The 13,497-nt window shown below is 70.9% G+C and carries 11 protein-coding genes and 1 pseudogene; 7 read left to right on the top strand and 5 right to left on the bottom strand.

Features of this window, described 5'->3' with window-relative positions; translation table 11 throughout:
- Positions 1-14: 14 nt before the first annotated feature.
- Both OO70_RS30835 and OO70_RS30830 read right to left on the bottom strand, forming a co-directional pair.
- Positions 15-1,280, bottom strand: a complete 1,266-nt coding sequence (locus OO70_RS30835; RefSeq protein ID WP_043678260.1) for a S8 family serine peptidase — start codon at positions 1,278-1,280, stop codon at positions 15-17.
- Positions 1,277-4,621, bottom strand: coding sequence for a right-handed parallel beta-helix repeat-containing protein (locus OO70_RS30830; protein WP_043678257.1), 3,345 nt, complete (start codon positions 4,619-4,621; stop codon positions 1,277-1,279). The genes OO70_RS30835 and OO70_RS30830 overlap by 4 nt, the downstream gene beginning before the upstream one ends.
- Before the next feature lie 229 nt (positions 4,622-4,850).
- Between OO70_RS30830 and OO70_RS30825 the strand changes: the two genes are divergently transcribed.
- A complete protein-coding gene (locus tag OO70_RS30825; protein WP_043678255.1) occupies positions 4,851-6,023 on the top strand; it encodes a hypothetical protein in 1,173 nt (390 codons plus the stop codon).
- 60 nt (positions 6,024-6,083) lie between these two features.
- Here OO70_RS30825 and OO70_RS30820 read toward each other — a convergent pair whose 3' ends face one another.
- Positions 6,084-6,515 carry a DUF6299 family protein gene (locus tag OO70_RS30820; protein WP_043678253.1) on the bottom strand — a complete coding sequence of 144 codons (432 nt, stop codon included), beginning with the start codon at positions 6,513-6,515 and terminating at the stop codon, positions 6,084-6,086.
- Positions 6,516-6,775: 260 nt separating this feature from the next.
- Between OO70_RS30820 and OO70_RS30815 the strand changes: the two genes are divergently transcribed.
- From OO70_RS30815 to OO70_RS30790, 6 genes and pseudogenes are all read left to right on the top strand, one after another.
- Positions 6,776-6,973 (top strand): DUF5999 family protein, encoded by a 198-nt coding sequence (locus OO70_RS30815; RefSeq protein WP_043678251.1) that lies wholly within the window; start codon positions 6,776-6,778, stop codon positions 6,971-6,973.
- A gap of 109 nt (positions 6,974-7,082) precedes the next feature.
- Positions 7,083-7,895, top strand: a complete 813-nt coding sequence (locus tag OO70_RS30810; protein ID WP_043678249.1) for a PaaX family transcriptional regulator — start codon at positions 7,083-7,085, stop codon at positions 7,893-7,895.
- 96 nt (positions 7,896-7,991) lie between these two features.
- Positions 7,992-8,366, top strand: a pseudogene (locus OO70_RS30805) (adenylyl-sulfate kinase); the annotation flags it as partial.
- Positions 8,354-9,100 (top strand): sulfate adenylyltransferase subunit CysD, encoded by a 747-nt coding sequence (cysD, locus tag OO70_RS30800; RefSeq protein ID WP_043678248.1) that lies wholly within the window; start codon positions 8,354-8,356, stop codon positions 9,098-9,100. The pseudogene OO70_RS30805 and the gene cysD, both read left to right, overlap by 13 nt.
- A gap of 2 nt (positions 9,101-9,102) precedes the next feature.
- Positions 9,103-10,314 (top strand): sulfate adenylyltransferase subunit 1, encoded by a 1,212-nt coding sequence (locus tag OO70_RS30795; protein ID WP_043678245.1) that lies wholly within the window; start codon positions 9,103-9,105, stop codon positions 10,312-10,314.
- A 276-nt stretch (positions 10,315-10,590) separates the two neighbouring features.
- On the top strand, positions 10,591-11,046 hold the full coding sequence (locus OO70_RS30790) for an ATP-binding protein (RefSeq protein WP_043678242.1): 456 nt from the start codon (positions 10,591-10,593) through the stop codon (positions 11,044-11,046).
- A 23-nt stretch (positions 11,047-11,069) separates the two neighbouring features.
- On the opposite strand, the gene argF is transcribed toward OO70_RS30790, so the two are convergent.
- Entirely contained in the window at positions 11,070-12,077 is a 1,008-nt protein-coding gene (argF, locus tag OO70_RS30785) for an ornithine carbamoyltransferase (RefSeq protein WP_043678240.1), read from the bottom strand.
- A gap of 100 nt (positions 12,078-12,177) precedes the next feature.
- Positions 12,178-13,401, bottom strand: a complete 1,224-nt coding sequence (locus OO70_RS30780; RefSeq protein WP_043678238.1) for an arginine deiminase — start codon at positions 13,399-13,401, stop codon at positions 12,178-12,180.
- Between the last annotated feature and the right edge of the window lie 96 nt (positions 13,402-13,497).

The following is a 13,497-nucleotide window of genomic DNA, read 5'->3' as shown; positions in this document are numbered from 1 at the left end:
AGGACGGAACCCCGTCAGCTCTCCGAGGTCCCCTGGGCACCCGCGCCCACCGGGACAGCACTCCCCTCGCCCTCGGCGCCGGTCGTATCCTCCGGCCGGGACGGGCGCCAGCCCAGTCGGCGTCCCCGAGGCAGAACCAAACCCGCCCACACCACCGCGATGATCACGGCGAGGCCCAACGACGCGGGCCACAGGGCGCGTCGGAGTGGTCCGGCCGCCTCGTCGGCAGGCAGCCGCACCGGGGAACCGGCGTCGCCCCGGGCCGGTGCCGAGGCCGGCGTCAGGACCGAGGTGACCGCCGCGTACGGGTCGAGGCGGGGCACATCGGCCGGGTACGCGGACGTACGCAGCAGGCTCGCGGTCTGCGCGGCCGTCAGTTCGGGGTGGACGGAGCGCACCAGCGCCGCCGCCCCCGCCACGAACCCGGCGGCCAAGGACGCGCCCGAACCGATGTAGTGGCCGTCCTTCTTCGGGCCGATGCCGACCACCCCGTCACCGGGAGCGGAGATCGCGGCGCTGTCGGTCGTGTACGCGCCGGTCGGCCGCTTGCCGTCGACGTCCACGTCCAGGACGGAGAGCACACCCTCGTCGGCGGCCGGGTAGTAGTCGCGGGCGGGCGGACTGTCCGTCGCCGAGGTCGCCGTCGCCGGGGTGTCCGGTACGGCGGCGGCGATCACCAGCACGTCCTTCTTCGCCGCCAGCGCCACGGCCGAGCGCAGCGAGGCGGTGTCACCGCCGAGCGCCGCCGACACCGTGACCACCTTCGCCCCGCCGTCCACGGCGGCCCGGATGCCGTCCGCGACCCGCTCGGCGGTGACCGCCCCACGCGCATCACTCCCGCGCACCGCGAGGATCCGCGCCTGCTGCGCCACACCCGCGAACCGCACACCGTCTTCTACGGCGGCGCCGACCAGCCCGGCCACGAAGGTGCCGTGTCCCACGCAGTCGGTCCCGGCGTCGCCGACCGCCGTGACCCGCCCCTTCAGCGCGGGTGCGGAGGACGAGACCCCGGTGTCGACCACGCCGACGGTCACCCCGGCGCCCGACGCGAACTCCCAGGTCCGGCCGAGCTGGAGGGAGACCTGCTCCCAGGGCACGTCGGTGGCCCGCTGGTCCGAGCCCGCCGTACACGCCGTGTCGGCGTCCAACCGCGAGGGCAGGACCGGGAGTTGGACCGTGCCGCCGGCCGCCGTTGCGGACCCGGCGCCGAGTGCGCTCGCGGAAGCCGTCAGCAGCAGCGCCAGAGCGGCGGCGGAGACCTTGCCGTGTGTCGTCGTCATGCCCGGGCCGCCCCGCTGGAGGTGGAGGAGGCACTCGCCGGATCCGCGAGGTCCTCCGGGAGCAGCAGCCGCAGGTCGTCGAGGCTGGGTACGGCCAGCCGGCTGAGGCGGCCCGCCTGGCGGGTCATCATCCGCTCCAGGATCTGGCGGGCGGTGCGCGCGTTGCCGAACGACCGGTCGCGGGGCAGCGCGTCGAAGTACTGCCGCAGCACAGGTCCGAGCCCGGCGCCGCACTCGTACCCCTGCTGCACCGCGTGCTCGCGCACGATGGTGACCAGTTCGTCGGAGGAGTAGTCGGCGAACTCGACCCGGCGCGAGAACCGCGACGACAGGCCCGGGTTGGAGGCCAGGAAGGTCTCCATCTCCTGGGTGTATCCGGCGACGATGACGACCACCTGGTCGCGGTGGTCCTCCATCAGCTTCAGCAGCGTGTCGACGGCCTCCCGGCCGAAGTCGGAGCCGGACGCCTCGCGCGGGGTGAGGGTGTACGCCTCGTCGACGAACAGCACACCGCCCAGGGCCCGTTCGAAGACCTCGCGGGTCAACTGCGCGGTGTGGCCCACGTATCGGCCGACGAGGTCGGCGCGGGACACCTCGACGAGCTGGCCGCGCGGCAACACGCCCAAGGAGGCGAGGAGTTCGCCGTAGAGGCGGGCCACGGTGGTCTTGCCGGTGCCGGGCGGGCCGGTGAAGACGAGGTGGTGGCTGAGGCGGGGCACGGGGAGTCCGGCGGCCTCGCGCTGTTTGGCCGTCGACACCAGGTTGACGAGGTCGGTGACGTCCCGCTTCACCGCGTGCAGTCCGACCAGCGCGTCCAGCCTGCTCAGCGCGTCGTCGCCGGGGTCGGTGGCGTTCGGGCCGTCGGCGGCCGTGCGTGCCGCCTCCTCGCTGATGTCCTGCGGCAGCAACAGGGAGAGGTCCTGCTCGGTGACGTCGGTGAGCGCGGACAGCCGTACGGCCTGCCGGTCGACCATCTCCTCGAACACCTGGCGTGCGGCACGGCCGTTGCCGAAACCGGCGTCCTTCGGTATTCGCTCGAAGTGCACCGCGAGGGCGTGTCGGGTCTCGTCGGCGAGCGCGTACTGGTGGCGTACGCACATGCTCTCCATGATCTCCACCAGCTCCGGCACCGAGTAGTTCTCGAACTCGACGGTGCGTGAGAAGCGGGACGCCAGACCGGGGTTGGAGCCGAGGAAGCTGCGCATCTCGTCGGAGTAGCCCGCCGCGACGACGACCACGTCCTCGCGGTGGTCCTCCATCAGCTTCAGCAGCGTGTCGACGGCCTCGCGCCCGAAGTCGGCCCCGGAACCACGGGAGTCGGAGGTGAGGGTGTACGCCTCGTCGACGAACAGGACGCCGCCCAGGGCCCGTTCGAAGGCCTCCGTGGTCTTGATGGCCGTACCGCCGATGACCTGGGCGACCAGGTCGGCGCGGGAGACCTCGACCAGGTGCCCGGAGCGCAGGGCGCCCAGCTCGGCGAGGATCGTGCCGTAGAGGCGGGCGACGGTGGTCTTGCCGGTGCCGGGCGGGCCCGCGAAGACGAGGTGGCGGCTCATCGGCGGTGCGGACATGCCGAGTTGGGCGCGGCGCGCGGCCAGCTGGGTGAGGTTGACGAGGGTGCGGACCTGTTCCTTGACGTTGTCCAGGCCGATCAGGCTCTCCAGCGCGGCCATCGGTCCGTCGGGGCGTCCTGGCCCCTCCGAGGCGGGTACGGTGCCCGCCGGGTCGGTGCCCTCGGCCTCGCCGAAGCCCCAGGCGTCGCGGGACTCGTTGCCGGTGCTGGTGAGGTTCTCCACGGCCAGCCGACCGCCGGCCTTGGCCTGTACGAGGCCGCCGCCCTTGTTGTCGCGCACCGTGCAGCCCACGACCGAGACCGGGGCCTCCGACTCGACGCGGATGCCGTCGCGGTCGTTGCCCGCGGCCTCGCAGCCGTTCAGGGAGGCCCGGCCGCCGTCGCGGACCAGGAAGCCGTGCTCGGCACAGGCGGCGGTCCGCACCCGGTTGGCCGTCAACTCGCCGCCGGTGTCCACGAGTACACCGCAGCCACCGGCCGAGACCAGCTCGCCGTCACGGATCGCCGCCGTGCCCTCGCCGCCGATCTCCAGACCGGCACCGCCGGGGTTGTTCACCCGGAACCCGGCGAGATAGACGTTGCCGCCCGCCGCGACGTCCGCGCCCGCACCGCCCGGCGTCTCCACCGTGCAGTCCTCGACCCGGCCGCGCCCGCCGTCGCGCACCGACACACCGGAGCCGCCCGCGCCGGTGATCCGGGCGCGCCGCACCAGCGGGTTGGCGTTGCCCCGGATGACCACACCGGTGCCCTTGACGTCGATGATCTCCACGCGCTCCAGCTCGGCCGCCGAGTCCTCCTCGAGCAGCACGCCGTCCGACTCGCCGTCCCGGACGGTCAGCGAGGTCAGCGTGGGCGAGGAGGCCCCGGCCACCCGCAGCGCCGCCGTCTGGGCGCCGGTCAGCCAGCAGTCCTCGTACGTGCCGCGCGAACGGTCCGTCACCAGCAGGCCGTTGCCCGTCGTGCGGGCGGTACGGCAGCGGCGCAGCACCGGGTCGCTGCCGTGCGAGACGATGATGCCGGGCCCGCTGCTGCCGGTGACCCGCACCTCCTCCAGCTCGCAGCGGGCGGCGCTGGTGACATGCACGCCGATCGAGGTGTCGCGGATCACCGTCCGCAGCACCCGCAGCGCGCTGCGCTCCTCAAGTGCCAGTGAGGGCTTGTCCGTTGAGGAGAGGTCACAGTCCTCGACGGAGCCCTGGGCGTCGCCGTTGGCGAGCACGCCGTTGCCGCGCGCGTCCCGCACCGTGCAGCCGCGCAGCGTCGCCCGGCCGCGCTCGCCGATCACCACACCGCTGGTGCCGAGGTGTTCGAGGGTGCAGGACTCCAGCGAGCTCTCCGTGGACGAGGTGACCACGACACCGGCGCCGGTGCGGTTGGATATCCGGCACTCGCGCATCGCCAACGACCCGGAGTTGCGCGCCAGTACGGTCGTCCACGAGGCGCCGGACAGATCGCAGCCCTGCATCGCGACCTGCCCGTGCGAGGCGTCCACGGCGGGCTGTTCCTCGTCCTGGCCCTGCACCACCAGGTCGGTCAGCATCACCGCGTCCACGCGCAGCGAGATCACGATGCCCTTGCGCGGTGCCAACCGGACGGTGCCGCGCGCCTGTTCGGCGACGATGGTCACCCGGGTGGTGACGACGAGGTTCTCCTCGTACGTCCCGGGGCGCACGCTCAGCACGGCGCCGCCGCGCGCCCTGGCCAGGGCCTCTCCGATCGTCCGGGCATCCCCGGTGCCCTCCGGACAGACCGTCAGTACCTGGCGCACTCAGCTGACCTCCTCGTGTCGGCACCCGTCGGTTGCGGCCAACCCCATCATGCCGTACGGCAAATTATGGGCCGTCGCGCAACAGCCGTACCAGCGCGGGAGCTTGTGCGTGACGATTGTTAACTCCGGGGAAAGGAACCGCTGTTGGCGCACGTGCGTGTATGCGCGTGAAAGGATTGTCCATACAGACGTACGAAGAACTGCTGGGCGATTGGGGCGGACAGGGCGGATGACAGACCGAACCGGACCGACCGCGAGGAAGACAGCGGCAGAGACCTCGGCGGCGGCCACCCCGGCAGGGGAAGCCGCGGAGGCCTCGGCGGCAGCGTCCGCCGGGGAGACGGCGGCGGGAAGTACGGCGAGCGAGGCACCCAAGTCCCGTTCAGGGGCTGCCGGTTCCGCCGGGACCGTCTCGGCGGAGTCCGTCGCGGCACAGCTCTCGCCGGAGGCGGCCGCCGCGGAGCCGAGTCGGCCCGCGACCACACTGGCACAGGCCGTGACCGAAGCGCTCACCCGTGCGCGTACGACGGAGAATCCCGCGGAGCCGGCCGGCGCGGACCCCGCTTCCGCGCGGCCTGCGCGGCAGGAGGAGGCCGAGGCGCCCGCCGGGGCGCTGGCCGCGAGCGTTCCCGAGGGGGACGGGCCCACTCCCGGAGACACGGCGACCGCGTCCGTCGGTCGCCCCGGCCGGCCGCTGCTGGCCGGTGCGGCGGTGCTCGGCGCGCTGCTGATCGCCGTACCGGGGCTGTTGATGAGCCGGGACCGCACGCCGGAAAGCCACGACCGGGTCGTCGCCGACCAGGCGGGCACCATTCTCGGCGACGGCGCGACGCAGGGCGCCGGGGCCTACGCCTCGTCCAGCCCTTCCGCCGCCGTGCGGTCCGCGACACCGAAGGCCGCCCCGCACAAGACCACTCCGGTCAAGACGTCCGGCGCGCACCCGGCGAGCGAGCCGACGACCGTCAAGACGAAGAAGCCGACCGCGGCGGCGAAGCCGACGAAGAAGTCCACGACGACCAAGTCCGGGACGAAATCGAGCTCCACGTCCACCTCCACGTCGAGCTACCCCTCGGACGTCCTCGTCACGGCCACCCGGGTGCTGAGCGCGGGCCAGTCCATCAACGCGAAGAAGGCGCGGCTGCGGATGCAGACCGACGGCAACTTCGTGCTGTACGACGAGAACAACAAGCCCCGTTGGGCCACCATGACCTTCGGCTCCAACTACCACGCGGTCTTCCAGGCGGACGGCAACCTCGTCGTCTACACCTCCGGCAACCAGCCCGTCTGGGCCAGCCAGACCGAAGGCCACGACGGCGCCATCCTCAGGCTCCAGGGCGACGGCAACATGGTGATCTACTCCGGCGGCTCGACCGCGATCTGGGCCAGCAACACCCAGCACTGACCGACCCGAACTCCCGTCCGGCCCGCCCCCGTTGAGGGTGGCGGGCCGAAGACGTGGAGGTCAGCTCTCGGTCAGGGTGATGTCCTGCCGCTGGGTCGCGTGGAAGCGGGGCAGGGGCAGGCCGCCCCGGGAGGACAGTTCCATCACGGTGGCCTCGACCTGGGCCGGGCCCGGGGTGAGCGTGTCGGACGACGGCTTCGCGGAGTTCTCCCAGCCGTGCTCCACGCCGTCGCAGACCGCCCGGGTGCCGCCGATGCCGTGCCGGACCGACGGGTCGCCCTGCGAGACGGACGAACTGACGAACACCGGGCCCGAGTTGCCGAGACAGCGGTACGTGCCGGAGAGGGTCACGGTGCCGTCCGGGGCGATGCTGCCCGTGGGGTCGACCGTCACCGTCTCGTAGGGGTCGGCGGACGCGGTCGCGGCGGGAGCGGCGGCCAGCAGGAGCAGCGCGGCACCGGCAGCCGTACCGAGGACGGAACGCATGGACATGGAAAGACCTCCTGAAGTACCTGAAACAGAAACAGAGGTCTCCACTGGTACCGGTCCATCGCCCCGACTCCCGTGATCCTCACTCCTTCGGTGGCGAGTCCGCATCGAGCGTCGCCGAACCGTCCGAGTGTTGTCCGCGTGTTGTCACGCTTCACAGCAGGCGGTTCCGATGAGTTCGCGGCGGGAGGATGGTCTGTATATGCGATGCGGGGCGGTGACGGAGCCGCCCGCACGGCTCGCATCCGACGTGGAGGTACGCCATGTGTTCCCACCAGTCCTCGTGCCCCGTGACCGACACCGCCACTACGGCGCACATCGTCTCCGCCCACCCCGAACAGGGCTGGACGCTGCTGTGCGACGGCGCGATCGTCTTCGACGACACCGGCGCCCTGCTGCCCGACGGCCGGATCGTCGCCCCGCTCCGGGTGGCGGCCGACCAACTCGCCGTCGCCGCCTGACCGTTCCCGCATGATCGTCTTCCGGGACGCGCTGCCCACGGTGACCGCCAAACCGTAGAGGCTCAGCTTGCGCACCCGAGGTGACCAGCAGTGATGCCGGCGGCCTAAGATGATCAACGTGTCCGACCAGCATGCTCCACGGTCTCTCATCGTCACGCTCTACGGCGCCTACGGCCGCTTCGTGCCCGGCCCTGTCCCGGTCGCGGAGCTGATCCGGCTCCTGGCCGCGGCCGGCGTCGACGCGCCCTCCGTGCGTTCGTCGGTGTCCCGGCTCAAACGGCGCGGGCTGCTGCTGCCCGCCCGCACCGCACAGGGCGCCGCGGGCTACGAACTGTCGCCCGAGGCACGGCAGTTGCTCGACGACGGCGACCGACGCGTCTACGCGACCACCCCCTCCGACGACGAGGGCTGGGTGCTCGCCGTGTTCTCCGTACCCGAGTCCGAACGGCAGAAGCGGCACGTCCTGCGCTCCCGGCTGTCCGGCCTCGGCTTCGGCACCGCCGCCCCGGGTGTGTGGATCGCACCCGCGCGCCTGTACGAGGAGACCCGGCACATCCTCCAACGGCTGCGCCTCGACCCGTACGTGGACTTCTTCCGCGGCGAACACCTGGGCTTCGCGGCGACCGCGGAGGCCGTCGCCCGCTGGTGGGACCTCGCCACGATCGCCAAGGCGCACGAGGCGTTCCTCGACCGCCACGCGCGCGTGCTGCACGACTGGGAACAGCGCGCGGACACCCCGCCCGAGGACGCCTACCGCGACTACCTCCTCGCCCTGGACTCCTGGCGCCACCTCCCCTACATCGACCCGGGACTGCCCGCGAGCCTGCTCCCCCGCGACTGGCCGGGCGCCCGCTCGGCCGAGGTGTTCCGGGCGCTGCACGCACGGCTGCGGGACGCGGGAGCGGCGTTCGCGGGCGTGTGACTCAGCTAAACCTCAGCTTCTTTAACAGGTCCTCTCAGAGTTCTTACCTAGCCTTCGACGACGTCGCTCGTCGGGTAAGAAAGAGGACTGTTGCGCATGACCACCACGGCAAGGGCTCAGGGAGCCACCGTCTGGCTCACCGGACTGCCGAGCGCGGGTAAGACGACGATCGCCAGACACCTCGGGGAGCGCCTCAAGGCCGAGGGACATCGCGTGGAGATCCTCGACGGCGACGAGGTACGCCGCTTCCTCTCGGCCGGCCTCGGCTTCTCCCGCGAGGACCGCAACACCAACGTGCAGCGCATCGGCCTCGTCTCCGAGGTGCTCGCGCGCAACGGCGTCCTCTCCGTCGTCCCGGTCATCGCGCCCTACGCCGACAGCCGCGAGGCCGTCCGCAAGCGCCACGAGGCGAGCGGGACGCCGTACGTCGAGGTGCATGTCGCGACCCCCGTCGAGGTGTGTCCGAGGCGGTGCACATCTTCCGTGAGGTGGCGGGTGAGTTCGAGCGGCCGGTGATTCTCTTCTCCGGCGGCAAGGACTCCATCGTCATGCTGCACCTGGCGCTGAAGGCGTTCGCGCCCGCGCCGGTGCCGTTCTCCCTGCTCCATGTGGACACCGGACACAACTTCCCCGAGGTCCTCGAGTACCGGGACCGTGTGGTGACCGCACATGGGCTGCGCCTCCATGTGGCCTCCGTACAGGACTACATCGACCGCGGTGTACTGCGCGAACGCCCCGACGGCACCCGCAACCCCCTCCAGACCCTGCCATTGACGGAGAAGATCCAGTCCGAGCGCTTTGACGCCGTGTTCGGTGGCGGGCGTCGTGATGAGGAGAAGGCGCGGGCGAAGGAGCGGGTGTTCTCGCTCCGGGACGAGTTCTCGCAGTGGGACCCGCGCAGGCAGCGGCCCGAGCTGTGGAACCTCTACAACGGACGCCACGCCCCCGGCGAACACGTCCGTGTGTTCCCGCTGTCCAACTGGACCGAGCTGGACGTCTGGCAGTACATCGCCCGCGAAGGCATCGAACTCCCCGACATCTACTTCGCCCACTACCGCGAGGTCTTCAACCGCGGTGGCATGTGGCTGACCGCCGGTGAATGGGGCGGCCCGAAGGCGGACGTGACCGAGCGGGGCGCCACGCGTGCCGACGACAAGATGTCCGAGGCCGCGATGGAAGACCGCAAGCGCGAGGGGTACTTCTAACCATGAGCACCATCACCATCGACACGCTGCGGTTCGCCACGGCAGGCTCCGTCGACGACGGCAAGTCCACTCTCGTAGGACGGCTGTTGCACGACTCCAAGTCGGTCCTCACCGACCAACTCGAAGCCGTACAGCGGGTGTCGGCCGACCGCGGCCAGGACGCCCCCGACCTCGCGCTGCTCACCGACGGCCTGCGCGCCGAGCGCGAGCAGGGCATCACCATCGACGTGGCGTACCGCTACTTCGCCACCCCACGCAGGCGGTTCATCCTCGCCGACACCCCGGGCCATGTGCAGTACACCCGCAACATGGTCACCGGCGCCTCCACCGCCGAGTTGGCGATCATCCTGGTCGACGCGCGCAACGGTGTCGTCGAACAGACCTTGCGGCACGCCGCCGTTGCCGCGCTGCTGCGCGTCCCGAACGTCGTCCTGGCCGTCAACAAGATGGACCTCGTCGGGTACGAGCAGCCGGTGTTCGAGCGGATCGTGGAGGAATTCACGGGCCACGCGGCCGAGTTGGGCCTGCCGTCCTTCACGCCGATACCGGTGTCGGCACTCGTCGGCGACAACGTGGTGGACCGTTCCAAGCACATGGACTGGTACGAGGGCCCGGCCCTGCTGGAGTTCCTGGAGGACGTGCCGGTCGGCGCCGACCCGTCCGACGCACCGGCCCGTTTTCCGGTCCAGTACGTCATCCGTGACGGCGAAGTCCGTTGGTACGCGGGCCAGTTGGTGTCCGGCTCTCTGCGCGTCGGCGACCGTGTCACGGTCCACCCCTCGGGCGAGACGTCCGAGATCACCGGCATCTCCGTGCTCGGCACCGAGGCCGAAGCTGCGTACGCGCCCCAGTCGGTCAGCCTGCGCCTCGCCGATCAACGGGACGTGTCGCGCGGCGACATGATCACCGCCGGGGCCGACGCGCCCGCGCTCACGCAGGACGTCCGGGCCGCCGTATGCCATCTGGCCGACCGCCCGCTGCGGGTCGGCGACCGGGTGCTGGTGCGCCACACGACCCGGACGGTCAAGGCAATCGTCAAGGACCTCGGCGGCGCGGCCGAGCTGACCGCGAACGATCTGGGCCGGATCGTCCTGCGCACCGCGGAGCCGCTCGCGCTCGACGACTACGCGGTCTCCCGCCGCACGGGCGCGTTCCTCGTGATCGACCCGGCGGACGGCGCGACGCTGACCGCGGGGATGGCCGACCTGGCCTGATCCTCGCCCGCAGAACGCCCTCGGGCCCCGTTTTCGAACGGGGCCCGAGGGCGTTCTTGTGCCATGTCGAAATGACCCGTCGAAATGACCTGTCGCCGTCGCATCCGTCACGAGTCGTCAATAGCGCGGTAACAACGGGAGCTGTCATGCGGAAGAGGCCGTTGAACGGGGTATGCCGCTCGGTACCGGGACGAAGGTCCCGTGCGGAGCCCGTCGAGAGACTCTGACAAAGGGCGCCGTACCATTCATATAGTTGAAAGCAGGACAGCCTGCTCCATGAACGGACCCGCCTTGCAAGAACGCCCCTCCGCCTCCGCCTCCTGGCGCATCGCACTGCCGCACACCGCCGCGGCCGTGCCGGTGGCCCGCGCACTGGTCCGTACCGCTCTGTCCGAGGTGAAGCACACGGCCGACAGTGACACCGCGGAGCTGCTGACGGCGGAGCTGGTCGCGAACGCGGTGGAGCACACCGCCGGTGACGCCCCCATAGAGCTCGTGGTCGAGTTGCTGCCCACCGGCTGCCAGGTCGAGGTGCACGACCCCGACCCGGAGCCGCCCACAAGCCTCACCAAGCCCGCCGAGGAAGAGCCCGACCCCTGGCAGGAGCACGGGCGCGGCCTGCTGCTGATCCGCGCCCTGAGCTCGTCGTGCGGCCACCGCCCGACCGAGTCGGGCAAAGCGGTGTGGTTCAGGCTGCCCGTCGTACCGCCCCAGTGGCGTCCGGCGGGATAGCCGCCGGACGGCATCGACGCTGGTCAGGCCAGTGTTGCCACCAGTATGGCCTTGATCGTGTGCAGTCGGTTCTCGGCCTGGTCGAAGACGACCGAGTGGGCCGACTCGAAGACCTCGTCCGTGACCTCCAGGGAGTCGAGGCCGTGGGTCTCGTATATCTCGCGGCCGACCTTGGTGCCGAGGTCGTGGAAGGCCGGCAGGCAGTGCAGGAACTTGACGTCCGGGTTGCCGGTGGCCCGTAGGACGTCCATGGTCACGGCGTACGGCGCGAGGGCCGCGATCCGCTCGTCCCAGACCTGCTTGGGCTCGCCCATCGAGACCCACACGTCGGTGACGACGAAGTCGGCGCCCGCCACCCCGTCCTCGATCCCCTCGGTGAGCGTGATGCGGGCACCGCTCCGCTCGGCGAGCGCGCGGGCGGCGGTGACGATCTCCTCGGCGGGCCAGTACGACTTCGGGGCGACGATCCGTACGTCCATACCGAGCAGCGCGCCGGTGACCAGGTAGGAGTTGCCCATGTTGAAGCGGGCGTCGCCGAGGTAGGCGAAGGCGATCTCCTTGAGCGGCCTGTCGCTGTGCTCGGTCATGGTGAGCACGTCGGCGAGCATCTGGGTGGGGTGCCAGTCGTCGGTGAGACCGTTGTATACGGGCACGCCCGCGTACGCACCCAGCTCTTCCACGGCCGCCTGACTGTCCCCGCGGTACTCGATGCCGTCGAACATACGGCCGAGCACGCGCGCGGTGTCCTTCACGGACTCCTTGTGCCCGATCTGCGAGCCGGACGGGTCGAGGTAGGTCGTCGAGGCCCCCTGGTCGGCCGCCGCGACCTCGAACGCGCAGCGTGTGCGCGTCGAGGTCTTCTCGAAGATCAGCGCGATGTTCTTCCCCGACAGGTACCGCGTCTCGCCCCCGGCCTTCTTGGCGGCCTTCAGCTCGGCGGCCAGCTCGATCAGACCGCGGAACTCCTCCTCGGAGAAGTCCAGCTCCTTGAGGAAGTGGCGGCCGGCGAGGGCGGTCGGGACTGTCGCCATGGGGGCGCTCCAGAGATACGGGTACAGGGGAACAAGTGCTTGGTTTGGAATTCTATACGACACGCAGCATTTCTATACGGCGGCTTCTGTGCGGCGACCTCTACGCGGCGTCCCGTTCGATCGGGCAGCTCATGCAGCGCGGCCCGCCCCGACCCCGGCCCAGCTCACTGCCAGGGATCTCGATCACCTCGATGCCCTGCTTGCGCAGAAACGTGTTGGTGGTCGCGTTCCGCTCATAGGCGACGACGACGCCCGGCTCGACGGCGAGGACGTTGCAGCCGTCGTCCCACTGCTCGCGCGCGGCGGCGTGCACGTCCTGGGTGGCGGTCAGGACACGGATCTCGTTCAGCCCGAGGGCGGCGGCGATCGCGCGGTGCATGTGCTCCGGCGGATGGTCGGTGACCTTCAACTCCTTGTCGCCGACGCCCGGTTCGATGGTGTACGACCGCAGCATGCCGAGCCCCGCGTACTGGGTGAAGGTGTCGCCGTCGACCATCGTCATCACCGTGTCGAGGTGCATGAAGGCGCGCCGCTTGGGCATGTCGAGCGCGACGATCGTCCGCGCGGAGCCCTCGGCGAACAGCTTGTGCGCGAGCATCTCGACAGCCTGCGGGGTCGTGCGCTCGCTCATGCCGATGAGCACCGCGCCGTTGCCGATGACGAGGACGTCCCCGCCCTCGATGGTGGACGGGTAGTCGGCCTGCCCCTCGGACCAGACGTGGAACTTCTCCGCGCGGAAGAGCGGGTGGTGTCGGTAGATCGCCTCGAAGTGGACGGTCTCGCGCTGCCGCGCCGGCCAGCGCATCGCGTTGACGGCGACACCGTCGTAGATCCAGGCGGACGTGTCGCGGGTGAAGAGGTGGTTGGGGAGGGGGGCGAGGAGGAAGTCGTCGAGTTCCATGACGTGGAAGCGGACGGAGGTCGGCTCCGCGTGGGCGTCCAGGAACTCCCGCTTGGTCATGCCGCCGACGAGCGCCTCGGCCAGTTCGGGCGCGGGCAGGGCCTCGAAGGCGGCGCGGAGGTGGTCGGTGGCGAGGGGGCCGTACTCCTTCTCGTCGAAGACGCGGTCCAGGACGAGCGAACGGGCCGCCGGGATCGCCAGGGCCTCGGCGAGCAGGTCGCCGAAGAGGTGGACGGCGACGCCCCGGTCGCGCAGTACGTCCGCGAACCCGTCGTGCTCGGCGCGCGCCCGGCGCACCCAGAGCACGTCGTCGAAGAGGAGGGCGTCCTTGTTCTCGGGGGTGAGCCTTTTGAGCTCGAGATCCGGCCGGTGCAGGATGACGCGGCGGAGCCGCCCGGTCTCGGAGTCGACATGGAGTGCCATGTCTCCATCCTGACCACCTGGGCCCGAGTTCACCCTCCTACTTTTCATACTGCCTTCAGACCGCACTTGTTTTCGTCCCCTTGACGACAAGTGCGT

The organism is Streptomyces xylophagus (assembly GCF_000716435.1).
Lineage (GTDB): Bacteria > Actinomycetota > Actinomycetes > Streptomycetales > Streptomycetaceae > Streptomyces > Streptomyces xylophagus.
This window is presented reverse-complemented; position numbering and strand designations above follow the sequence as displayed.